Raw genomic sequence first — 21,016 nt, 5'->3', positions numbered from 1 at the left:
AACGCGGGCAGTGTCTCGTCGCTGGGACGCCAGTCACGGACGGCGCACGGTATCATTCGGCCCCGCACGCTCATACTCGTCCAGACTGGGAACGCCGCTTGTGACACGCTGGGGGCATCGTGTTCGAAGCTGTTCTCCCTTGCTAGCTGCTACCAGGCCGCGCCACAAAGGCTATATCTGTCCTTAGCGAAAGAACAGATATGAATAAACACTTCGAAGACGCACGGTACTACCTCAAGCGCGCCGGCGAGACTGCGGGCAAGGGCCTCAAAGAGGAGCTGGAACCGGTCGAGGCGCGGTTCCGGGAACTCACCGGCACCGAGGCGGAACCGGAGCCGAGCCGGCTGGAGGCCGTGAAGGCGGACCTGAAGACGCTTCAGGAGCGCGCCGAGGGGGAGGCCGAAACCGCAATCGGACAGGCACGTGAGCGGATCGGGGACTACCGCGGGAAACAGGCGCCGGACGCGTAATCGGAACGCAATTCTTAAAGTAGCCCCTCGTATAGCTACGGGTGCCGGGTTGGTGGTCTAGTCCGGTTATGACATCGCCTTCACACGGCGAGGGTCGGCGGTTCGAATCCGCCCCAACCCATCCTGCGACGAACGAACATGAGGAGCGGATGCGTCCGGCGGATTCGGACCCCGGAACGAGCGAGCGGTAGCGAGTGAAGTTCCGACGGTTCGAATCCGCCCCAACCCATTTCTGATTTCTCGCAACGACGAGCGGAGAGGAGTCCCTATCGGTTGAATTCGTTCGGCGGACTTGGACCCGAGAAATCCCACGCAACAAAGTTTCGACGTACGGAATCTGCCCCATCCTACTACAATATACCGCCAGACCAATAATTACGGTGTCTTGATATATTGTATCTAATATTCAAACACACGAAAATGGTGGTTATGAATTTTGAGTGTTTGTGTCAGTAGCCGGTGCCCCAACAACTGTGCTGTTCGGTTCTACATCGTCTAAAACCACAGAATTGGCACCGATAACAGCGTTCTCTCCAATTGTTATCTCACCTAGTAGAACGGCTCCAGCATATATCGTAACGTTATCCATTATTGTCGGTGTTCCTCCTTCGCTCTTGCCCTTTCTCTGCCCAATCGTGACGTTCTGTCGTATCTCAACGTTCTCTCCGAGTTCTGTACTAGCTGCTATAACAATGCCGACAGGGTGTGGGAGATGTGTACTCTTTGGCAGTATCCTCAGCGTTTCACAGGAAAAAAATATTCTCGAATCGTATAGTTTGACACTGTTCCAAACACGAGCGAACAGGCCCCAGCTTAGAACGGGATTATTCACCAATAAATACTTGAACGCCTTTTTAATTGCAACGGTGGTCGATTCCGTCCGCAAAAGGTGCACAAATCTGGATACAGACATTAGTGCTGTTCTTTATCGGGGGTTGATTATGAATGTGTGCCCACCCCGAAATGCGGGACGCCGATGATCACCGCCGCCTCCCGTGCGCGATTACGTAGTGTCGCTGAGCCTCGCGCCTACCGAAGCGTCGATTCCGCTCCATTTGAGTGACCAGTTCCTTACGTTCCGCGGGTACACACTGCCCCAAAAGGTAATTCGCTGGCACCGAGTGGAGGCGTATGGACGAGGAGCCGCTACACGAACGGATGGAGGCCTACGAGACACTAGCCAGTGAGGCGGCCGAGAAAGCCCGCGAACGCGACGAGGCGGCGGACGAAATCGGCGACCGACTCGCGGCCGCGATTACCGAGGCGGTCGAACAGGAGGGCGCGAACGTCGTCCGGAGCGGCCAGTCGAAAGACGGGCACCGGTACCGCTTCACCGCCAGGCTCGACCGCGCGGCGCTGGTGGCGGCGCTGACCGAGACGCTGCCGGACGGGTTCGTCGTCTCGCACGTCAACGACGACGGGACGATGAGCGTCGAGTGGACCGGCAGCGACAGGACGCCGTCGAAGCGGGAACGCGGCGCCATACTGAAGGCTATCCTCGCCGAGGAGATGGAACTAGACGGCGACGGACTCATCGAGTCCGTGCCGACCAGAGAGCGGGTCCTTGCCCGTGCGGTCGAACTCGGCGTCGAGGAAGACGACGCCGCCGCCCGGTTGAGTCGGCTGGCGACGCTGGACGTGGTGGACCTGGCCGATGGACACGTCTACCCGGACGAGAACTTCTCCCGGTACTAGGCGCGGCCCTCGTAGGTCGCGTCGGCGGAGGTGTGGCCGCGGTTGAAGGAGGTGACCGTCGCGCGGATGGGGTCGCCGACCGAACACGACTCGGGCACGTCGTCGGTAAAGAGGACGAACCCCTCGACCTTGCCGACGGCCACGCGGTCGCCGGAGTGGTGGTCGGTAAACTCCGTGATGCCGAACTCGTATGTCTCGCCGATTTCGACGGGCGGGTCACGCTCCTGGGCGGCGTCGTGGGCGCGTTTCGAGGCGGTGGCGTCCGAGCTGCGCCGCCGGAGGGCGACGACGACCAGCAACAGCACGACGACAGCACCAGCGCCGGCGAGCAAGGGGAGTTCCATACGACGAGGTGGACCGTCCGGCTCCTAATAGGTTGTAGAGTCGGCCCGGTCAGAAGCCGAGTCGGTCGAGCAGGCCGCCGCCGGTGTCGTCGCCGGACGCCTCGTGGTCCCAGTCAGTCGGCAGCTCAGCGGCCAGTGCGGCGAGTTCGTCGTCGTCGAAGCGGGGGTCGTCGCTGGCGTCGTCGAGCCAGTCGGCCCACTCAGCCTCGGTGAGCAACCCGCGCGATTCGGGCTCCCACTGGTCGACGAGCGCTTCGCGGTCGTGAAACGGGATGTCCATCCCGCTGTCGCCCCAGTACAGCGGCGAGAGTTCGAAGGCGTACTCGTCGCCGTCGAGCCACACCAGCCGGTAGGGATAGTCGTTGTACAGGAAGACGTCCTCGGGCGTCACTTCCTCGCCGGTGGGGAGTTCGAGCGTATCGGGCATGTCGAACGCTTCGGCCAGCCGCGGCTTGAGCGTTGGGTGCGAACCGGGAAATGTCCGGGCGGGTGTCGTCAGTACTCGTGGAGGGGCTGCTGCCGGATGCGGTGTCGCAGGTCGCCGATGGGCGGCGACCCGTCGCCGATGAACTGCTGGCAGACCGCGTGGACCTCGTCCCGGGTTATCTTGACGTTGCCCTGCTCGATGACGTCGGCGGGCCGTTCCCGGAGCTCCCGGATGGTGCCGACGGCGAGCAGGAAGGGGATGGCCCACGCCGAGAGGGTGTTGCCCCGCGTCTCGGGCATGGCTTCGAGCCAGGTCTGGGCGCCGTCGAGGTACCCCTCGGCGCGAGCGGTGACGCGCTCGATGACCGGGACCAGCGCGTCGACGTTGTCGGGGTCGCCGACGTCGCTGTGGTCGAGCCCTTCTTCCTCCAGCAGCTCCAGCGGGAGGTAGACGTTGTTCTCCTCCTCGATGTCTGTGGCGGCGTCCTTGGCGACGTTGACCAGTTGGAGCAAGAGCGCGAAGGCGCGGGCGTTTGCCTCCATCTGGGCTGTCTGTTCCTCGGTGGCTTCGTGGGAGACCAGTGCCGTCACGAGCGTGCCGACGGTGCCGGCGGCGTACCAGCAGTACTCCTCGAGCTCGTCCAGCGTCTTGATGCGCAGGCCGCCGTCGTCGGCGTAGCGGTCGACGAACATCGCCATCCCGTCGACGAGCTCGCGCACCGGGCTGCGGATGCTCTCTAAGGCGTGGTTGTCCAGCGACCGGAAGACGCCGACGGCGCGGGCGGCGTTGTCGACGACCTCCCAGTCGTCGGTCAGCGTGTCCGGCAGCCACTCGGCCACGGCGTCGTCGAACGTCCTGACGGACTCGTCGGCCTCCGGGTCGAGCGTCCGGCTGTACAGTCGGAGCAGGTCCGACTGCGCGGCCGGGGGGATGTGTCCGGCGTCCTCGATTGTGTCGGCGACGCGGCAGAGAAGATAGCCGACACAGATATCCCGCGCCATCGGCTCGTCGAGCTCCGAAATTGTCAAGCTAAACGTCCGCGACACCCTGTGGACGGCGTCGTAGCACCACTCAATGTCTTCCTGTGACGACCGGCCGGTGTGGTTCTGAGACATTCCCGTCATCCGGGGTAAGGCATACTGTAATAAAAATGGGTTGGCTACGGAGTCGAGTCGCTGTCGTGACAGACCAGCTGTGACCGAAACGCCACCCCTAAATTCGGCAGGCCCGTCTGCAGCGATATGTACACCGGGTACGGCACGGGGAGCGGTCGATGAACCGCAACGACACCATCGTCCTGGGGTTGACTGTCGCCGCGGTGGTTATCGTCCCCGGCCTCGCCAACGGCTTCCTGAGCCAGATGGGGTATCCGTGGGTCGGCAGCGCCGTCTGGGCCATGGGGTACGGGCTCGGCGTCGTCCTCATCTGGTACGAGTGGATACGCCCCCTCGACATCACCGGGCCCGAGGGCGTGGGCCACGAAGACGACGGCTCGACGGACAAGTAGCGGGCTTTTTCGCCACAGAGGCTCGCTGACGGCCGCGATGGTGGCGTTTCCGTTCCACGGACGACCTCCGAAGCCGGTCGCCCACGTAACTTTAGTCGGCTGGGAGCATACGGGTCCACACTCTGGGATATGCGAGGAGAACCTGTCGCCGTGCTGGAACAACACCAGTCGGTAGTCATCGGCCACGCGGGCGTCGAGAGCGTCGGCGAGACGCTCGGACTGGTGCCCGGCATCACGGCGCTTTCGGAGCCGCCAGCGGCGTCCAGTGACCGCTCCTCCGTCACGGTGTTTGCGACGGATTTCGCGAACGGGACGGTCCCGCCCGCCGAGTGGCTCGAACGGCTGGCCGCGCGCGAGGGGCTGACCATCGCCGTCGTCGCCGCGCCCGCGACCGACGCGGAGCTCGACCCGACGACGGCGCGCGAGATAGCCCGCCTCCGCTCGGCCGTCGACGCCACGGTCGTCGTCCCGCCGGGCTACCACCGGCGGGGCATCCGCTCGGTCGTCACCACGCTCCACGAACTCATCGCCCGGCCGGGCGTCATCAACCTCGACCCGGCCGACATCCGGACCGTCCTCGACGGCAGCGAGGCGGCCGCAATCACGACCGGCACCGCCACCGACACCGGCGACGTGGCAGCCGACGCGGTACAGGCCGTCGAGGCGGCGCTCTCGGCGCCCTACACCGACGTGGACGACCTCGGCGCCGTCCTGGTCAACCTCGTCGGCGGCGAGGACCTCACGCTGGAATCGGCCGTCGAAGCCGTCGACGGCATCCAGGCCGCGATACCCGAGGACGCGGTGCTCATCTGGGGCGTCGCCGTCGAGGAGTCCGTCTCCGCGGTCCACGCGCAGGTCATCGCCGGCAGCGATACGACGCCGGCGTTCGACCGGGTGCTGTCCGACGCGCGCCAGCCCTCCGCTGGCGATAACTGCCCCCGCTGTGGCGGCCACGTGGCCGTCTACACCCTCGGCGACCGCGAGACGGCCGCCTGCGACGACTGTGGCTACAGCGGGACGAGTACCAGGCTCTGAGCGGTGTCGACGCCGGGAACGGCGAAAAGGGATTACGCTAGCCGCTCGGTCCGTGCGGCCGATTTCCAGTCGATGACCGTGTCGTGACAGCGCGGGCAGACGAACTCGGTGAGCTTTGTTGTCTCGTCGTTGTACGTCATTCTGGTGCCACAGGCCGGACACTTCATTATAGATGGTTATATTCTTTCGATGGGAATAAATCTTCGCCGAAGTGTGCTAACGTGGCTCACTGACGGGCGCGGGCAGCGGGAGGTCCCGGTCGTCCACAGCCGCGGCGAGCGACTCCCCATCGAGGAGCGTGATACCGCGCTCTCGGGCCCGACGACTGGCCGCCTCCGGGACCGTCCTGTTCGTCGCGAGTGCTACGCCGTCGGTCCCGGCGGCGCCAGTCACCTCGGCGGACTCCGCGACCAGGTCGGTCGTGACGCCGCTGTCGCTGACGATGACGCCCATCCGTTCGTCCGAGCGCGTCGCGAGCAGGTCGAAAGGCGTCCGCGGGCTGGCGGCCCGCGTCTCCCAGCCCTGCGCGGTCAGCGCCTCGCCCACGACGCCCGTCAGTTCCGCCCCGTCGAGACGCGCCAGGCGCTCGGCGGTCGAGTCCGGGGACCGCTCCGCCCGCGGCTCGATGGCCTCGGCTATCGCTGTCGGCGCCTCGACGTCGCCGAGGGTCGCCGAGACCTCGTAGGCCGGTTCGTCGTCGGCCTCGATGCGGTCCGGGCGGTGGTCCTCACCGTCACGGGCCGCGCGCGCCCGGGCCACCCGCCGTTCGAGGGCCTCGATGTCGGCTTCCAGGTGCGGGACCGCATCGGGGTAGTTCGCCCGTGCCGTCCCGAGTGCGGCGTCGAAGGCCTCGGCGGCCGTTTCGAACTCCGCCAGCGCGACCTCGTACTGCTCGGCGTCCGCGTACCAGTCCCCCGCCCGCCTGGCCTCCTCGGCGACGGTTCGCCGGGCCGCAGTGAGGCTCTCGGCGACGGTGGTGATGCGGTCCCGAAGCTGGTCGGGCTCGCCCCGAAACAGGGCGTCGCCGTCGCCCTCGACGGCGGCGAGCGCGTCCTGATACCCCGACAGCGCCGTCTCCCAGTGGGCGGCCGCGTCCGCGGGGTCGTCCGCCGCCAGGGCCGCCCTGTCGGCCGTGAGAGCCGCCGGGAGCGGCGACTCGTCGATGTCACCGACCAGCCGGGCGACGCGGTCCCGTTCCGCTCGAACCCCCTCGGGGTCGTCGAGCCGGGGCTCCCCCTCGGTCAGCGCCGAGTTGAACGCCTCGCAGGCCCGCTCGAAGGCCTCGCGAGCGCCCTCGTAGTTGCCGGCCCGGAACAGCCGGTCCCCCGTCTCCGCGGCCTCCCTGGCGCGGGCGACGTGGATGGTCCCCAGGAGCGCGACCCGCTGGGCCACCACGGCCTCCGTCCGCTCGGACAGCGCGCCACCGGGGCGGTCCCTGTCGAACCCCGCCGCCCTCGACCGCGCGCGCTCGGCCGCGTCCCTCGTCTCGCGGACCGCCGACAGCGCCCGGTCGTCCTCGCCGTCGCTACGGCGCCGAGTCGCTTCCGAAAGGCCGTCCGTCACGGTCGCCAGCGATTCCTCGACCGCTCGCCAGGCGCCAGCGGCCTCGCGGAGATACGCCGCGACGGCGTCGAGGCTGTCGGTGCCCGTCGGAATCGCCCACGTCGTGCCGTCGGCCCGGTCGACGACGAGTTCCCCCGACCGACGGCCGGCGGTCGCCTCGACGCCGACGACAGTCGCGAGGTCGATACAGGTCCGGTCGTCCCCGTCGTCCCGGCCCACGAGCACGAGCAGCCGCCGGTCCGTGACGACCACGACGGTCCGGTGGTCGCTGTCGGGTTTGCTATGGGACCGCTCGTCCGTGCCCTGAACTTTGACCCCGCGTTTTCGGTTCGTGAGCACGTACTGTATCGTCTCGTCGTCCTCGACCAGCGCTACAGCGGGCTCGTCCGCGAGGTAGCCCGTAGAGAGGAACCCACCCCCTCCGGTCCGCCGGAGGGCGTCCGGCAGCTCATCGCCCTCCCAGTTCTTCAAATCGATAATCCGACCCATTAGTTGCCGTTACAGCACCGAACACTAAGATATTCGCCTATCGGTTCTGAGAACTGCCGGTTGTTATATCTCCTTTCGACGTTAATATTGGAACGAGCGAACGGATTGGACCGCCGTCGCCGTGTTTCGCCCGAGCCTGTCTCTCTGTCCGGCAGCCGAATGACGCCTGTCTGACTTGGCTTTAGGTATCAAGCTTTCTAACGCCCTTACATGGCAGGCGTAGGGCAGGGCGCTACGGTGGAGGAGAACGGCTCGGAGAGCGTCGGGGCGGTGCCGGCGCTCCGTATCAACACGGACGTCTTCGCGGGGCTGAGCGAGTCGGTCCAGCGGGACAGCGACGACGAGCCGACTATCGTCAGCTGGCTCGACTGTTGGCGTTGCTGACCACAACGAAGGCCCGAAGTGGCCTACCGGCGGTCAGCTGTTGTCGACGAGCCGCGCGGCGATACGCTGTGCCCCGACGGTGGGCGCCTCGTCCGGCTTCTCGGCCGCCGTCGCCTCCACGTCGCGGTTCAGCTCCTCGCTGAGTCGCTCCTCGAACTCCTCGACGATACCCGGGATACACCCCATCCCGCCGGTGATGACGATGGGCCGGTCAAGCGCCAGCTGGTACACCTTCATGTGTTCGTTTGCCAGCTCCGGCAGGAAGGTGTTCGCCAGCTCGTCGACGGCGTCGTCGAGATACTCGTCGACGGCGTCCATCACCGACCGCTCGATGGTGAACTCGTGGGTGCCGCCGCCGGGCTGCTGGATGATGTCGGTAAAGGGCTCGAAGTCGAGGAAGTCGGCGTGTTCCTCCTTGTACTCGCGGGCGGTCTGGGTGTCGATGTTGACCCGGCCCTGGGTCTCCTCCTCGACGTAGTTGGCGATCATCCGGTCGACCTCGTTGCCGGTGATCGCTCCCGTCGTGAACGGCGCGAGCTGTTCGCCCCGACGGTACGCGGAGGCCTCGAGGTTCGTCGAGCCCATGTTGACGGAGATGAATATCTCGTCGATGGCTTCGAGGCCGTCGCCGAAGGCGGGGATGGAGCCACACAGCGACTCCGGATAGCTCTCCATGAGGCTGAGGCCGATACCGGAGTCCTCGATGACTGACTTCAGGTTCTCCAGCCCGTCCGGATTGTCGATGGTCGGAATCGCGTAGACGACGCCGCTGTTGGCCGGGATGTCGTTTGCCTCGATGAGCGCCTCGAAGAACGTCTTGGTCATCTCGGCGCGGTCCTTGTCTTCCGGGAGCCCCGAACGGAGCATGTACTCGACGCGGTCGGGGTACTCCCGAGCCGCCTCCTCGCCGTAGAGGACCTTCTCCTCGCCGGTCAGGGCGTCCTCGTAGGTCGCCATACAGGTCAGCGTTCGGATGATGCGGTTCTCGGTGCCGTGGCTGTCTGGGAGGGCGATGACAGTCCGGGTACTGCCGAGTTTCACCCCGACCGGAACGGCCCCCCCGCGCGCACTCGTGTCGTCGGCGGAGCCGTCCGAAGGGGACTCCTCTTCGTCGGCCTCGGCCGCGTCGTCGTCACTCATATACGGTGAGCAGTTATCGCCGCCCCGGTATATAACCTCACGTCAAGAATCAGCGCTGATACCGACCCGCGCCCGAACCTTGTTAGTCCATGGCGGTCAGCTTCGCGATGTACACCAGGCTCAGCATGTGGTCGTCCACGCTGAGGTCGTTGCCGTCGTTCGTGGCGCTCTCGTCGATACCCAGCAGGTAATCCGAGAGGTCCGACTGGACCGTCTCGGTGATCCAGTCGATGGACTCGTAGTACGAAAGCGCCTCGTCGGCGCCCTTGTAGCCCGAGTGCATCAGCAGGAACTCCAGCCACTCGAAGACGACGAACTCCGCGGCGTAGGTCTCGGGGAGCGCCGCGAGGTAGGGCTTCTCCTGGCTGTCCCCCGAGAGGAAGGGGAGCAGTTCGCGGTAGAGCCCGGACCGGAAGGAGCTCCCGGCCTGCATCTCCTCGTCGGCGCCCTCAAGCCCCATCTCCAGGTTCGCCGGGTCCGGCATGTCCTCGTCGTCGGACAGCCCGCCGTTTCGGTCGCCGCGCTGGCGAGCCATCTTCCGCAGCTCGTCCAGGTCGTAATCGCGCGGGTTGATAGTCATGGTGTCCCTGTTTCACCTACGCGAAGTTAAATCTTGCAGTCAGTCTGACGGTCGTCTGACGACGGTTCACGGCCGCTCGTCGGCAAATCGGGCGCGCTCGGCCAGTTACGAGTTTGATAATCGGGGGCGTATTTTTATACCGGCCGGCCTCCGAGTTCCGGACAGATGAACCGGGGTAAAGCGACCGGCCCTGCCCGGATTTGCGTGACAAACGCGAAAGGCGGGACCGGCAAGACGACGATAGCGATCAACGTAGCCGGGGCGTTGAGCGACCGGGGTCGGGACGTCCTCTTCGTGGACCTCGACCCGCAGGGCAACGCGACCGAGGGACTGGGGCTCGTCGACGCGTACGACGCGCAGCCGCCCTCGCTGTTCGACGTGCTCACGGGCGACCCCGACGTGCTCGGCGACATCGTGGTCGAACACGAGGAGATGGACGTGGTCCCGTCCAACATCGACATGTTGCAGGCGGAACACGAGCTGACAATCGCCGACCTCATCGCCCGCATCGACGCCCGCGGGCTCGACATCGACCCGGCCGCCCTCTCCCAGTTTGCTATCAACGTGACGCCGGAGATGGTTGGCGGGAGCCACGCCCTCGACACGCTCGACCGGGCGCTCGATACGGTGTCGGGCTACGATTACATCATCATCGACTCGCCCCCGTTCTACGGCAACCTGACCGACACCGGCGTATTCGCGGCCCGGCACGTCCTCGTTCCGGCCCTCGCGGAGGCCACCTCCGAGCGCGCCATCGAACTGCTGATGGACCAGATGGTCGCCCTCGAACAGCAGGCCGACATCCAGGTGGAGATGCTCGGAGTCGTCGCCAACCGCATCGAGGCGACCTCCGAGGCCGAGACGATGCTGAAGTGGTTCAAGGCCGCGTTCCCCGACAGCCCGGTGTGGCAGGTCCGGAAACGCGTGGCCCTCCAGCGGGCCTACTCCGAGGGGAACTCGATTTTCGGTACCGAGGAACAGTGCGACATGGCCGAGGTGTTCAGCGACATCGCGGCGCAGTTCGACGAGAAGTTCGGTTACAACAAGGTGACAGCATGAGCGACGACCGTATGGACAGAGCAGAGCGCATCAGTAACATGCGCTCGGGCAGCAGGGGTACCGACGACGGGACGGACGAGGACGACTCGGCCGCGACCGACGACGACGAGACCGGCGACGACGCCGACCGCTCGTCGACCGAGAACGACGAGACACCCGCGACGGGAGACGGCGGGGACGAATCCGCCGCGCCGGCGGAGGACGCCGAGTCCGGGCCCACCGATACCGACGCCGCGGACGACACCGTGACGGAGAGCGACGCGCAGGCGGCCGCCCAGCGAGCGGCGCAGTCGGCGGCCGAAGTCATGGGTGGCGGTGCAGATGGGGCCACCGCGGCCACCGAGGGCGGAGATGCCGGCGGCGAGACCGCGGCCGGCGAGACGCCGGCCGCCACCGGGGCCAGCACGGTCCCCGGCGATATCAGCGGCGTCGAACTCCCGGACCAGCAACTCCTGGAGGAAGCGATGGCCGCCTCGTCGGTCGAGTCCACCGAGGGCGGGGCCCGGGCGGCGATGGAGGGCGAGACCACCCAGTCCGAGGAGGTCGTCCGCGTCCTGGAGTTCGCGCTGGGCGACGAGTACTACTGTCTCGACATCGAGTACGTCGAGGAGATAGTGAAGCGGGACGCGGTCACCCGGGTGCCAAACACCCCGGCGTTCGTCGACGGCGTCGTCGACCTGCGCGGCCAGATTACGACCATCCTCGAACCGAAGGAGATGATGGACATCGAGGGCGAGGGCGACCAGAACCTCATCATCGTCTTCGACCCCGACCAGTTCGAGGACCAGGGCGCCATCGGCTGGGTCGTCGACGAGGTCCGGCAGGTCGTTCCGGTGCCCGAGTCGGACATCAACCACCCGCCGGTCGACGCCGAGTACATCAACGGCGTCGTCGACCGCGAGGAGTACGACCAGTTCGTCATCTGGGTGGAACCGGAGGACGCGCTGGCACAGGCGACGGCGTCCGAAGACGAGTAGTCGCTGTCCGGTATCGCGGCGTCGTTTCGAACCCGAGCAACTACGTAGCCGTCCGTCCGAAAACCGTGTACGATGGCTGGTTCGCCCGCTCCGAGCGACACGCGCGAGCAGGTGCGGTTCTACCTGCTGGACCACGAGACCCCGCTGGGCAAGGCGATAGACGTCGCCCTGCTGGTGTTGAATCTCGTGTTCATCGCGGTGTTCGTCGCCGAGACCTACCCGGTCGCTGACGGGACCGCGGCGCTGCTCTGGCGGGCCGAAGTCGCCATCGCGGCCGTCTTCCTCGTCGAGTACGGGCTCCGGCTCTACGGCGCCCGCAACCGGGCCGCGGAGTTCCTCAACGCCTACACGATGGTGGACCTGCTGGCGGTCCTCCCGACGGTCGTTATCGTCGCGTTTCCGGTCTCGGCGGTCGGGGTGAACATCGGATTCCTGCGCGTGCTTCGCGTGATTCGCGTGTTGCGGTTCTACCGCTTCACCGACGACGCGGAGTTTTTCTTCGGGACAATCGACGACAACACCCTGCGTGCGACGAAGCTACTCCTGACGGTGCTGGTCATCTTCTTTATCACCGCCGGCCTGTTCTACAGCGTCGAGCACCGTCACAACCCCGGCGTGGCCACGTTCGGCGACGCGTTCTACTACACCGTGGTGACGATAACGACCGTCGGGTTCGGCGACATCGTCCCCGTCACGGCCGCCGGTCGGTGGGTGACGGTCGGGGGCATCATCGCCGGCATCATCCTGATTCCGTGGCAGGCCGGGAAGATAGTCCGTGAGTGGCGCTCGCGGGAGAAAATCTCCGTCACCTGCCCGAACTGCGGGCTCTCCTATCACGACCCCGACGCCTCCCACTGCAAGGCCTGTGGACACGTCATCTATCAGGAGTACGACTCCCGGCAGTAGGGGTTCCCCCGGCGAACGGCTTTTCACGGTGCCGGGCGAGGCTCCGATATGGCACTCAGTGACCATCTCGACGAGGTCGAACCGGCGACCATGCTGCTCGTCGGTTTCCTCCTGTTCGTGTTCCCCGAACCGGCGACCTCCGCTCTCGGCTCCGGACTCCTCCTGCTCGGTAGCGCCTGGTGGTTCTACGAGTGGGGCCGGTAGTTACTCCGGCTCCTCGACCGGGGCTTCCAGCTGTGCCACGTCGATAATCAGCGTGTTCGAGGTGTCGTCGATGGCCTCGATAGTGCCCGCGACGACCAGCCCGGACAGCGGCGTCGGTCCCGCGGCGACGGCCTGCCCGACGCTGAAGTCGGCGATGGACTGCTGGAGGTGCAGCTCCGCGCGGCAGTTCTCGGGGTGGTGGACGCTCGGGAAGGTTATCCGGTCGACGGTCACGTCGAGGCGCTCGTAGTCGTGGGCGACGGTGACGGCCGCCGAGTCGGAGAGCGGTTCCCGACCGAGTGCCTCGAAGGCCATGTCGGTCGGTTCGTACCCCCCGGCCGGCCCGGAGACGCCCTCTACGACGCCGAGCTGTGCCAGCCGCTGCATCTGGTTCTGGATGGTGCCGAGGCTGCGGTCGACCGAATCCGCGATGTCCTGTGCCTTGACCGGCCCCTCGCCCGGGCGGTGTTGATTGACCAGCGCAGTCAGGGTCTGTTTCTGACTCGTGGTCAGGTCGATCTGGACCATACCTCAGGTAGCGAGAGCGGACCCATATGTGTGTGGATAGCGTCCGCGTTTACGAGCCGTCCCGGAAGGCGGTCGACCCCGGCGTCACGGACGGAGGACCGGGCCCGTGCCGGGACGCTGGCAGCGACTATCACGGAACGATTAAACGTCCGAACCGACTCTCTCAACTATGAACTACGAATCCGCACTCGACAGAGCCTACGACGTGCTACCGGACCAGCCCCGAGAGGCCGGCGAGCGTCTCTCCATCCCGGAGCCCGAGGGCCAGACTGACGGTGCGTTCACACGGCTGACGAACCTCGAAGCCATCGCCGACGCCCTCTCGCGGGACGCCCAGCACCTCCACAGCGCCATCCAGCGCGAGTTCGGGACCAACGGGCAGTTCGACGGCGGCGAGGCCCGATACAACGGCTCGTTCGACATCGCCGACTTCCAGGCGGCTATCGACGCCTACACTGCCGAGTACGTCACCTGCTCCGAGTGTGGCCTCCCCGACACCGTCCTCAAGACCGAGGACGGCGTCGACATGCTGCGCTGTCAGGCCTGCGGTGCCTTCCGCCCGGTCTCGAAGGGGTCGAGCAACACGACCCAGCAGAACACGCCCACCCTCGAAGAGGGCGAGACCTACGAGGTCAAAATCACCGGCACCGGCCGCGAGGGCGACGGCGTCGCCGAGAAGGGCAAGTACACGATATTCGTCTCCGGCGCCCGCGAGGGCCAGGTCGTCAACGCCTACATCGAGTCCATCAGCGGGACGCTGGCCTTCGGCCGCGTCCAGTAGCGCCGGTCACAGCGCGGCCGATTCTTCGCGCTGATAATTTTGGCGGCAGGTATAAGGCATGAACTGTCAAGCCCTATCCATGGGATTCGAGGGCAGCGGGCGCTACATCGTCGGCCTCTTGCTCGTCGGTCTCGGCGGGCTGGGGACGGCTGACGGTCTGTCGACGTTGTTGACCGGGCCGGACGCCGCTGGGTACGCGCTCGCTATCGGCAAGGTGGTGGTCGGACTGGTCGTCCTGCGGTCGAGCCTGGGCGTCGCTCTGCTCCGCAAGCGGGGACTGTGGCTCTCCGTGGTCGGGCTCGGGGGGCTGGTAGCTGTCTACCTCGCCCCCCTGCTTTCCGGCCGGACGGGGCCCGTCCCGGTGGGGACCGCGCTGCTCTCACTGCTGTCGTCGCTCTACCTGCTGTTACACGAGGACGCCTTCGACGCCGGCAGTCGGGGGCGGGACGTCTCCGAAGAGACGAACCCCCACGAGTACTTCTAGACCTCCTCGATAAGCGCCGGCGAGTCGTTGCTGGGGCTGTTGACCGCCGTCGAAATCGGATAGGTCCGCATCGGGCCGTCGTAGGGGTCCAGCAGGTCGGCCGCGGCGCCGGTGTCCGCGGTCAACCACTGCGACTCCTCCTCGCGGTCCAGGATGACGGCCATCCGGTGGTGGAGTTCGCCGACGGTGTCGTTTGGCTCCGTGGTGACGATGGTGAACGTCTCGATGACTTCGTCCTGCCCGCCGCTCTCCCCGCTGCTGCCGAACTCACCCAGCCCGGTCTGGCGCTGTGGCGGTTCCCACCGCTCGTAGAGGCCGGCCATCGCGAACAGCGCGTCGTCGGGCAGGGCCACGCGGTAGGGCTGTTTCCCCCCGCTCTCTTCGACCCACTCGTACATCCCGTCGGCGGGCACGAGACAGCGGCGGGACTCGTAGGCGTCAGCGAAGGACCGCTTCTCGGCGAGCGTTTCGGCGCGGGCGTTGATGTAGCCGTGGTCGCTCCGGTCGTCGGCGAACGACGGGACCAGCCCCCACTCCATGCGCTGGATGGTGTCGGGGTCCTCGCCGGTGATGACCGGGAGCGACTGGCTCGGCGCGGCGTTGTAGCGGGCCTCGAAGTCGAAGTCGAAGGCGGCGTCGAAACGCGCCTCTATGTCGGCTGGCGGGGCGAAGAGGCTGTAGCGGCCACACATACGGTTCCGATAGGCTTCCGTCCGGATAAGTCGCGTCCTTGCGGGCCCTTACCGCCGGAACTTGCCGACGTCCTGGTGGCTCGGATCCGCCCGCATCTGGACGTGGCCGCAGTTCCCACAGCGCCAGACGTAGGCGCCCAGTTTCGTCACCTTCGTCCCGCCGTCGCCCTCCCACGGCTCCCGGCAGCGCGAACACTTCTCGGGGCGGTACTTGCTGCTCAGTTCCGTATCGCTGTCCCGGGCCTCGCGGACGGGGGTGTAGTTGACGGCGTCCTTGACGGCCGCGATGTCCCCCTCCGACATCTCCGTCTGATACGCGCGGATAATCTCCTTGAGCCGGTCGGCTCGCCGTTCGAGCGTCGCCCGTCGCTCCCGTTCGCCCTCGCTGGGTTCGGCCAGGTGCTGTAGCGACAGCAGGGGCGCGGTCGTCTGGTAGTAGAGCCGGAGGACGAGATGGTAGTTGGCCCGCAGGAGCAGCGTGTCGACGAGCTCGGTCAGCTCCGCCTCGAAGACCGGCTTGCCAAGCCGGTGGTCGAGCCCCAGCGCCGGGAACGGCGCCGACCGCTCCCGGGTCTCGAGGACCCGACAGAGCGGCGACTTCGACCGCAGAACCGACAGCAACCGGCGGGTCTTCTCGCCGGCGAACCCCTGGTCGAGGACGACAACGGCCGTCGCCTCGTGGACGGCCTCGGTCGCCTCCCGCGCCGTCACCGCTATCTCCACGTCGGCCGGGTCGAGCCAGAGCGCGTACAGCTCCGCGCGGGTGCGGTTTTCCTCACAGATGACGACGTGGGTGATGAGGTGGTCCATTGCTGGTCAAGGTGTGTCCGACACCGGCCGGCGTCCACTCATAGGTCCGTTCCCGGGGCAGCCCCGCCGGTGTCGAACACGTCGCGGGATTTCACCGAGAAGGAGTGGACGGTCGTGAGGTCGTCGATGAGGCTGTCGGTCCGTTCGAGCGCGCTCAGCGCGGCCGCGAGGTCGTCCGCGGAGAGTTCGTCCGCGTCGGCCGAGAGCCGGGACCGTGCCTCCTGTAACGGCGTCTGTAGCTCGGCGGCGAGCACGTCCCCGAACTCGTCGAGCCGGCGCTCTATCTCTTCGGCGTGCTCTCTCGTCTCGGTCACGTCCTCCAGGAAGCCCACCGCGTGTGTCACCGGCCCGTCCGCCTCGCTGACCGGGGCGATGCTCACGCGCCCCCAGAAGGGGTCGCCGTCCGCCCGGTAGAGCAACAGCGTCTCGGAGGCCGCCTGGCCGTCCTCGAACGCGCGTTCGAGCGCCGCCAGCTGTCTCTCGTCCGTCTCCGCCCCGACCAGGACCGAGGCCCCCTCGCCCTCGACCGACGCCCGCTCGTAGCCCGTGATGTTCTCGAATCCCGCGTTGGCGTACGTGATGGGCCACTCGGACGCCGTCACGTCGTGGAGGGTGATGCCGATGGGGGCCGCCGAAATCGCCCGGTCGCGCAGTTTGAGGTCGAGTTCGTGTTCCTTGCGCTCGGTGACGTCCTCCTGGAAGCCGACGTAGTTGGTCACCTCGCCCTCGTCGTTCTCGATGGGGGCGACCGTCACCCGGTTCCAGAACTCGGTGCCGTCGCGCCGGTAGTTGCGCAGTTCGACGGCGGCCGGCTCCGCCTTGGCGACGGCCTCGCGGAGTCGGTCCACCGGCTCGGCCCGGGTCGCCTCGCCCTGCAGGAACCGGCAGTTGCGTCCCAGGACCGCCGCCGGCGGGTAGCCGGTCATCTCCGTGAACCGGTCGTTGACGTACACTGCCGGGTTGTCCGGCTGGTCCGGGTCGCTGATGAGGATACCGACCGGGGCCTCGTCCATCGCGCGGTTCTTCAGCTCCAGCTCGGTCCGGGACCGGTTCCGGTCGAGTTCGTAGCCGAGCCACTCGCTCATCAGGCGCACCGCCGTGCGTTCGAGGTCGGTAAACGGCGCCGCGCGTGGCTCCGTCGACGCGAAACAGAGCGTCCCGTAGAGCTCGCCGCCGACGACTACCTTCCCGCCGATGTAACACCCCAGCTCGAAGGCCTCGTAGGCGGGGTCGTCCGCCCAGCCGGCCTCGACGGCGTTCGAGACCGCCAGCAGCCCGTCGGTCCGTATCGTCTTCCGGCAGTACGCCTCCGAGAGCGGACAGGAGGCGCCGGGCTCCAGCCGCTCGTGGGCGCCCTGGGCCTGGACGATGGTCTGGGTGCCGTCGTCGCCCTCGCGCTCTATCCGCGTCAGGAACCCGTCGGAGAGCCCGAACGCCTCACAGCCCAGTCGCAACAGCCGGTCGACCGTCCGCTCGTAGCTCGCCGACTGGTCTGTCGTCACGTCGTACATGCTCTGGAGGAGCCCGAGGGCCGACTCGTTGGCGTCGTCCCGTTCGCTCGTCCGGGTCGCGAGGACGTTGCGGAGCCGCCGGGCCAGTAGCGGGACCAAGTCCACCCCGTCGCGCTCGACGAGGATGTCGGTCGCGCCGGCCGCGAGCGCCTCGGACCCCATCTCGGGGTCATCGGTGCGGAACAGCGTCGGCGGCGCGGTCCCGCGGGCCGCGAGCTCATCGAGCAGTTCGAGCCCGGTCCCGTCTTCGAGGTCGTACTCACAGACCAGACAGGCCACGTCTCCCTCGGCTATCGCGTCGAGAGCCGAGGCGATACTGCCGACGGAGCGCACCGACGAAACCCCGATTTCGGCCGACTCGACCGCTCTGACGACAGCGTCGCGGTCCTCGCCGACGTGCGCCACGAGCGAGGCGCTCGCACCTCCGGAGTACATAGCCGAACTGATGATATTCTCTCGTTTAAATGTACTCGCCGCGTTATCAGGACGGATACCGGCCGCGGCCGGGGCGCGATTTTAAACGCTACCGCGACCTACGGCTACGTAGATGACGGGCGACCCCTCGTTCTCGATTCCGGCCCGGCCGACGCGCCGATACCCCCACGGGAGCGGCGTCGAGTACGAGGGCGGCACGGAGTTCGAACTGACGCCCGACAGCGACTACACGGAGCCGGAGCTGGCGGCCGTCGTCACCGACATCCTGGCCGACGGCCCCTATCGGTACGGGGACTTCCACGACCTCCCGATGCCGCTGTGGCTGGTTCGGGACGAGGACACGGCCGACGTGTTCCGCGTGGCGGTCCGGGACGGCACCGTCCGATTGCACGTACTGCCCGAGACCGAGTCCGCCGGACTGCAGCGGTTCTACCGCAGGCTGTGCGAGGACGAGGCGTCGATATCGTGGGCCGTCGACCGCCGGGTCGACGCGTAGCGGTCTCGGACCGCCAGCTGTACGATTACCGTGGCGAACGTCGTCACGACAGCCGGCCGTCTCAGCGGCCGATGGTGCCCTGGCGTGTGACACGGGCCGTCGGGTCGATGTTGAACGCGACCACCACGGCGTCGGTCGCCGCGGTCATCGCCGCGTCGGTGTCCTCGACCAGCAGGCCGCTCTCGGTCCGACCGAACCGCGTCCCGTCGACCGTCACCTCGCCCTCGAAGACGTAGAAGTAGGTGTCCCAGTCGTCGACCGCCGGGAGGTCGACGCTGGTGCCCGCGTCGACTCTGACGTCGTGGCAGTGGACCCGGTTCCGGACGGACGCGGGCGCGCCCGCCCCGTCCGGGCCGAACAGGTGCCGCCACTCGCCCGCGACCGGGGCCGGAATCGGCTCGTGCTGTATCCCCGGCTCCAGCCCGAGGCTGTGGGGCCGGACGAATATCTGTAGCATTCGAAGCGGCGGGTCGTCGTCCAGCGTTCGCTCCTCGTGCCAGAACTCCCGGCCGGCGTTCATCACCAGCAGGTTCTCGGGGTCGGTGACCAGTTCGTTCCCCTGTCGGTCGTCGTGGCGCATGACGCCCTCGGGGACCCACGAGATTATCTCCTCGTTGCGGTGGGGGTGCATCCCGATGAGCGTGCCGGGGTCCATGAACGACTCGACGACCGTCGCCAGCGGGCCGTAGCCGTGGTCACCATGGTCGGGGAGGTTCCGGCCGGGGAAGTTGAAGTGGGTCCGGAACTTGCCCTGGTCTTGTGAGACGGTCGTTCTGGGGGCTTTGTACAGTGATTCCGACTGAGCCATGATAGGGTCAGTTGGCGCCGGAGCCTGATATACGCGGGGGCGACGGCTGTCGGCGCTCGTACCGCCGGTTCGTCCCGTCTCAGAACTCCCCGAGGACCTCGGCCGCGAAGGTCTCCATCGCCGCTTCCGGGTCGTCGGCCTCTAGACCGACGATGGCGTGGTCGAGCCCGTAGGATTCGAGCCGTCCGAAGTAGTCACGGAACCACTCTACCCCGGCGCGGTAGCCCAGGTGGAGCGGGTCGGGGCCGGCCGCCGGGTCGTCGGCGATGGCCACCCGGACGGCGATGGCGAAGGGCTTGTCATCTGTCCGGTCGCGCCAGCGGTCGAGATACGACTGCAGCGTCGATTCGGGCAGATGGTAGAACAGCCAGCCGTCGCCGTGGTCGGCGATCCACGCCTCGGACTGGCGGGAGTTGCCCGTCGGCAGGAGCGGCAGCGTCTCCGTCGTCGGTTTCGGGAGCACGTCGAGGTCGCCGTCGAGACGGCCCCACGACCCTTCGATTTCGGGGAACTCCCCGCGCCAGATGGCCCGCATCGCGGCGACGCGCTCGCGGACGAGTTCGCCCCGCTCGTCGGGGTCGACATCGAAGGCCGGGTACTCCGGGTCGCGGTCCCCCGAGGCGACGCCGAGGACCAGCCGGCCGCCGGAGAGCCGGTCGACGGTCGCGGCCGACTTGGCGAGGTGGATGGGGTGGCGAAGCGGGAGCACGACGCTCGACGTTCCCAGCGCCACGTCGTCGGTGTGGGCGGCCAGGTGCGAGAGCAGCGGCCACGTGTCGAAGGCCCCGCCGGCGTCCCCGAAGCGCGGCCAGAACGTCGGGACGTCCCGGGCCCAGAGCCCGTCGAAGCCGAGCGACTCCGCCCGCTTTGCCAGCCGAACCTCCTCGTCGACGGCCGGCGTCGACTCGCGGACCCCGGTCAGCGGGAGTCCCAGCCCGACTGAGAGCCCGTCCCCGTCGAACAGCCGTCGGTACCCGGCGTTCTCGTAGCCACGTCCGGTCATTGCCGGTCGTATCCGCTGGAGACGTATCGGTGCTGGGGTCGCGGGTCTTGTCGAAGGTCGGGCATGACAGGTGGTGGGCGTCAAACGGGGCACACGTCAACCGACGACTCGGGCTGACCAATCTCTCAGCGGCGCCTCGCGTTCACTCGTCGCCCTCTGGGCTGTCCTCTACTCCCTCGACTGTCGACTCGACTTTCGCGACCCGTTCCTCCAGCGTATTTATACGCGCGAGCTGGTTTTCGTAGGCGGATTTGAGTGAGAACCCGACGAATATCGCTCCGGCGAGGCCGAGTAAAAACCCGACCGGCCCGAGCAGGAGCAAGCCGACGACTCCGACGAGAAAAGAACCGCCGACAATCAGGAGACCGACCAAGTCCAGTTGACCCATATGGGGCCGCCGTACTGACGGAAAATAAACGTCCCGGACCCCTCGATAGTCCGGAATACGCCGGTATCCGTCAGCCGCCCCCGCCAGCGACACCGCTCCCGATGGCGGCGCCGCAGTCGTTACACGCGACGACGTAGAATCGCTTGGACGACCTGAAGAGACCGGCCATTTTGGCGTCCAGGTCCAGGAACTCGACGTCCGATTCCTCTTCTATCGCTCCGTCGCATTCAGGGCAGTGTACCATGCCACTCGGAACTGGCCACGTGAACCGGTAAGTGTCTTCCCGACGCTCAAAACCGC

Annotated in this window: 28 protein-coding genes and 1 tRNA gene; 13 read left to right on the top strand and 16 right to left on the bottom strand. The window is 66.9% G+C overall.

Annotated features, from left to right (window positions below):
* The first annotated feature begins 200 nt into the window (after positions 1 to 200).
* On the top strand, positions 201 to 470 hold the full coding sequence (locus NJQ98_RS10315) for a DUF7553 family protein (protein WP_262178283.1): 270 nt from the start codon (positions 201 to 203) through the stop codon (positions 468 to 470).
* 46 nt (positions 471 to 516) lie between these two features.
* Positions 517 to 591: transfer RNA gene (locus NJQ98_RS10310), tRNA-Val, on the top strand.
* A 306-nt stretch (positions 592 to 897) separates the two neighbouring features.
* Here the strand turns inward: NJQ98_RS10310 and NJQ98_RS18995 are convergent.
* The gene (locus tag NJQ98_RS18995) at positions 898 to 1,383 is read right to left on the bottom strand and encodes a serine O-acetyltransferase (protein WP_277541672.1); all 486 of its coding nucleotides are present in this window, start codon (positions 1,381 to 1,383) and stop codon (positions 898 to 900) included.
* Between the two features lie 218 nt (positions 1,384 to 1,601).
* Between NJQ98_RS18995 and NJQ98_RS10300 the strand changes: the two genes are divergently transcribed.
* Positions 1,602 to 2,165, top strand: a complete 564-nt coding sequence (locus NJQ98_RS10300) for a hypothetical protein (RefSeq protein ID WP_262178281.1) — start codon at positions 1,602 to 1,604, stop codon at positions 2,163 to 2,165.
* Here NJQ98_RS10300 and NJQ98_RS10295 read toward each other — a convergent pair.
* From NJQ98_RS10295 to NJQ98_RS10285, 3 genes are all read right to left on the bottom strand, one after another.
* Positions 2,162 to 2,509 carry a TRAM domain-containing protein gene (locus tag NJQ98_RS10295; protein ID WP_262178280.1) on the bottom strand — a complete coding sequence of 116 codons (348 nt, stop codon included), beginning with the start codon at positions 2,507 to 2,509 and terminating at the stop codon, positions 2,162 to 2,164. The genes NJQ98_RS10300 and NJQ98_RS10295 overlap by 4 nt on opposite strands.
* A gap of 49 nt (positions 2,510 to 2,558) precedes the next feature.
* Positions 2,559 to 2,936 carry a hypothetical protein gene (locus tag NJQ98_RS10290; protein ID WP_262178278.1) on the bottom strand — a complete coding sequence of 126 codons (378 nt, stop codon included), beginning with the start codon at positions 2,934 to 2,936 and terminating at the stop codon, positions 2,559 to 2,561.
* A gap of 68 nt (positions 2,937 to 3,004) precedes the next feature.
* Positions 3,005 to 4,051 carry a phytoene/squalene synthase family protein gene (locus tag NJQ98_RS10285; RefSeq protein WP_262178787.1) on the bottom strand — a complete coding sequence of 349 codons (1,047 nt, stop codon included), beginning with the start codon at positions 4,049 to 4,051 and terminating at the stop codon, positions 3,005 to 3,007.
* Between the two features lie 158 nt (positions 4,052 to 4,209).
* Between NJQ98_RS10285 and NJQ98_RS10280 the strand changes: the two genes are divergently transcribed.
* Complete coding sequence (locus NJQ98_RS10280) at positions 4,210 to 4,443, top strand: DUF7996 family protein (protein WP_262178276.1); 234 nt, start codon at positions 4,210 to 4,212, stop codon at positions 4,441 to 4,443.
* 129 nt (positions 4,444 to 4,572) lie between these two features.
* Positions 4,573 to 5,478: an FtsZ/tubulin family protein gene (locus tag NJQ98_RS10275; RefSeq protein WP_262178274.1), complete on the top strand. Its 906-nt coding sequence runs from the start codon at positions 4,573 to 4,575 to the stop codon at positions 5,476 to 5,478.
* 32 nt (positions 5,479 to 5,510) lie between these two features.
* Here the strand turns inward: NJQ98_RS10275 and NJQ98_RS10270 are convergent, their stop codons facing one another.
* Positions 5,511 to 5,645 carry a TFIIB-type zinc ribbon-containing protein gene (locus NJQ98_RS10270; protein ID WP_262178272.1) on the bottom strand — a complete coding sequence of 45 codons (135 nt, stop codon included), beginning with the start codon at positions 5,643 to 5,645 and terminating at the stop codon, positions 5,511 to 5,513.
* A 49-nt stretch (positions 5,646 to 5,694) separates the two neighbouring features.
* On the bottom strand, positions 5,695 to 7,530 hold the full coding sequence (locus NJQ98_RS10265; protein WP_262178271.1) for a restriction endonuclease: 1,836 nt from the start codon (positions 7,528 to 7,530) through the stop codon (positions 5,695 to 5,697).
* A 210-nt stretch (positions 7,531 to 7,740) separates the two neighbouring features.
* Between NJQ98_RS10265 and NJQ98_RS10260 the strand changes: the two genes are divergently transcribed.
* Positions 7,741 to 7,914 carry a hypothetical protein gene (locus NJQ98_RS10260; RefSeq protein ID WP_262178269.1) on the top strand — a complete coding sequence of 58 codons (174 nt, stop codon included), beginning with the start codon at positions 7,741 to 7,743 and terminating at the stop codon, positions 7,912 to 7,914.
* A gap of 33 nt (positions 7,915 to 7,947) precedes the next feature.
* Here NJQ98_RS10260 and NJQ98_RS10255 read toward each other — a convergent pair whose 3' ends face one another.
* On the bottom strand, positions 7,948 to 9,054 hold the full coding sequence (locus NJQ98_RS10255) for an actin-like salactin (protein ID WP_262178267.1): 1,107 nt from the start codon (positions 9,052 to 9,054) through the stop codon (positions 7,948 to 7,950).
* An 82-nt stretch (positions 9,055 to 9,136) separates the two neighbouring features.
* Complete coding sequence (locus NJQ98_RS10250; RefSeq protein WP_262178265.1) at positions 9,137 to 9,634, bottom strand: FlaD/FlaE family flagellar protein; 498 nt, start codon at positions 9,632 to 9,634, stop codon at positions 9,137 to 9,139.
* A 165-nt stretch (positions 9,635 to 9,799) separates the two neighbouring features.
* Between NJQ98_RS10250 and NJQ98_RS10245 the strand changes: the two genes are divergently transcribed.
* From NJQ98_RS10245 to NJQ98_RS10230, 4 genes are all read left to right on the top strand, one after another.
* On the top strand, positions 9,800 to 10,693 hold the full coding sequence (locus NJQ98_RS10245; protein ID WP_262178264.1) for a ParA family protein: 894 nt from the start codon (positions 9,800 to 9,802) through the stop codon (positions 10,691 to 10,693).
* Positions 10,690 to 11,670, top strand: coding sequence for a chemotaxis protein CheW (locus NJQ98_RS10240; RefSeq protein ID WP_262178262.1), 981 nt, complete (start codon positions 10,690 to 10,692; stop codon positions 11,668 to 11,670). Before NJQ98_RS10245 ends, NJQ98_RS10240 begins: the two co-directional genes overlap by 4 nt.
* Positions 11,671 to 11,742: 72 nt before the next feature.
* Positions 11,743 to 12,576 (top strand): ion transporter, encoded by an 834-nt coding sequence (locus NJQ98_RS10235; RefSeq protein ID WP_262178260.1) that lies wholly within the window; start codon positions 11,743 to 11,745, stop codon positions 12,574 to 12,576.
* 48 nt (positions 12,577 to 12,624) lie between these two features.
* Positions 12,625 to 12,780 carry a hypothetical protein gene (locus tag NJQ98_RS10230; RefSeq protein ID WP_262178259.1) on the top strand — a complete coding sequence of 52 codons (156 nt, stop codon included), beginning with the start codon at positions 12,625 to 12,627 and terminating at the stop codon, positions 12,778 to 12,780.
* Here NJQ98_RS10230 and NJQ98_RS10225 read toward each other — a convergent pair whose 3' ends face one another.
* Positions 12,781 to 13,308 (bottom strand): HTH domain-containing protein, encoded by a 528-nt coding sequence (locus tag NJQ98_RS10225; protein WP_262178257.1) that lies wholly within the window; start codon positions 13,306 to 13,308, stop codon positions 12,781 to 12,783.
* Between the two features lie 169 nt (positions 13,309 to 13,477).
* On the opposite strand from NJQ98_RS10225, the gene NJQ98_RS10220 reads away from it, so the two are divergent.
* Both NJQ98_RS10220 and NJQ98_RS10215 read left to right on the top strand, forming a co-directional pair.
* Positions 13,478 to 14,089, top strand: coding sequence for a translation initiation factor IF-2 subunit beta (locus tag NJQ98_RS10220; RefSeq protein ID WP_262178255.1), 612 nt, complete (start codon positions 13,478 to 13,480; stop codon positions 14,087 to 14,089).
* Positions 14,090 to 14,168: 79 nt separating this feature from the next.
* The gene (locus tag NJQ98_RS10215; RefSeq protein ID WP_262178253.1) at positions 14,169 to 14,573 is read left to right on the top strand and encodes a hypothetical protein; all 405 of its coding nucleotides are present in this window, start codon (positions 14,169 to 14,171) and stop codon (positions 14,571 to 14,573) included.
* On the opposite strand, the gene NJQ98_RS10210 is transcribed toward NJQ98_RS10215, so the two are convergent.
* From NJQ98_RS10210 to NJQ98_RS10200, 3 genes are read right to left on the bottom strand one after another with little or no spacing between them, the layout of a single operon-like run.
* Positions 14,570 to 15,265 (bottom strand): SOS response-associated peptidase, encoded by a 696-nt coding sequence (locus NJQ98_RS10210; RefSeq protein WP_262178251.1) that lies wholly within the window; start codon positions 15,263 to 15,265, stop codon positions 14,570 to 14,572. The two genes, NJQ98_RS10215 and NJQ98_RS10210, sit on opposite strands and share 4 nt — an antisense overlap.
* Before the next feature lie 48 nt (positions 15,266 to 15,313).
* Positions 15,314 to 16,075, bottom strand: coding sequence for a response regulator receiver protein (locus NJQ98_RS10205; RefSeq protein ID WP_262178249.1), 762 nt, complete (start codon positions 16,073 to 16,075; stop codon positions 15,314 to 15,316).
* A 38-nt stretch (positions 16,076 to 16,113) separates the two neighbouring features.
* Complete coding sequence (locus tag NJQ98_RS10200) at positions 16,114 to 18,021, bottom strand: PAS domain-containing protein (protein WP_262178247.1); 1,908 nt, start codon at positions 18,019 to 18,021, stop codon at positions 16,114 to 16,116.
* Between the two features lie 112 nt (positions 18,022 to 18,133).
* Between NJQ98_RS10200 and NJQ98_RS10195 the strand changes: the two genes are divergently transcribed.
* Positions 18,134 to 18,517: a hypothetical protein gene (locus NJQ98_RS10195; RefSeq protein ID WP_262178245.1), complete on the top strand. Its 384-nt coding sequence runs from the start codon at positions 18,134 to 18,136 to the stop codon at positions 18,515 to 18,517.
* A gap of 61 nt (positions 18,518 to 18,578) precedes the next feature.
* On the opposite strand, the gene NJQ98_RS10190 is transcribed toward NJQ98_RS10195, so the two are convergent.
* The 4 genes from NJQ98_RS10190 to NJQ98_RS10175 all read right to left on the bottom strand — a co-directional run bounded on the left by NJQ98_RS10190 (position 18,579) and on the right by NJQ98_RS10175 (position 20,960).
* Complete coding sequence (locus NJQ98_RS10190; protein ID WP_262178243.1) at positions 18,579 to 19,325, bottom strand: pirin family protein; 747 nt, start codon at positions 19,323 to 19,325, stop codon at positions 18,579 to 18,581.
* Positions 19,326 to 19,404: 79 nt separating this feature from the next.
* Positions 19,405 to 20,328 (bottom strand): TIGR03571 family LLM class oxidoreductase, encoded by a 924-nt coding sequence (locus NJQ98_RS10185; protein WP_262178241.1) that lies wholly within the window; start codon positions 20,326 to 20,328, stop codon positions 19,405 to 19,407.
* Positions 20,329 to 20,470: 142 nt separating this feature from the next.
* Positions 20,471 to 20,716, bottom strand: coding sequence for a hypothetical protein (locus NJQ98_RS10180; protein WP_262178239.1), 246 nt, complete (start codon positions 20,714 to 20,716; stop codon positions 20,471 to 20,473).
* Positions 20,717 to 20,786: 70 nt separating this feature from the next.
* Positions 20,787 to 20,960 carry a hypothetical protein gene (locus tag NJQ98_RS10175; RefSeq protein ID WP_262178237.1) on the bottom strand — a complete coding sequence of 58 codons (174 nt, stop codon included), beginning with the start codon at positions 20,958 to 20,960 and terminating at the stop codon, positions 20,787 to 20,789.
* Positions 20,961 to 21,016 lie beyond the last annotated feature (56 nt).

This window comes from Haloarcula laminariae, from assembly GCF_025457605.1.
Lineage (GTDB): Archaea > Halobacteriota > Halobacteria > Halobacteriales > Haloarculaceae > Haloarcula > Haloarcula laminariae.
Note: the sequence above shows the minus strand (reverse complement) of the source record. Positions and strands in the feature narration are given on the sequence as shown.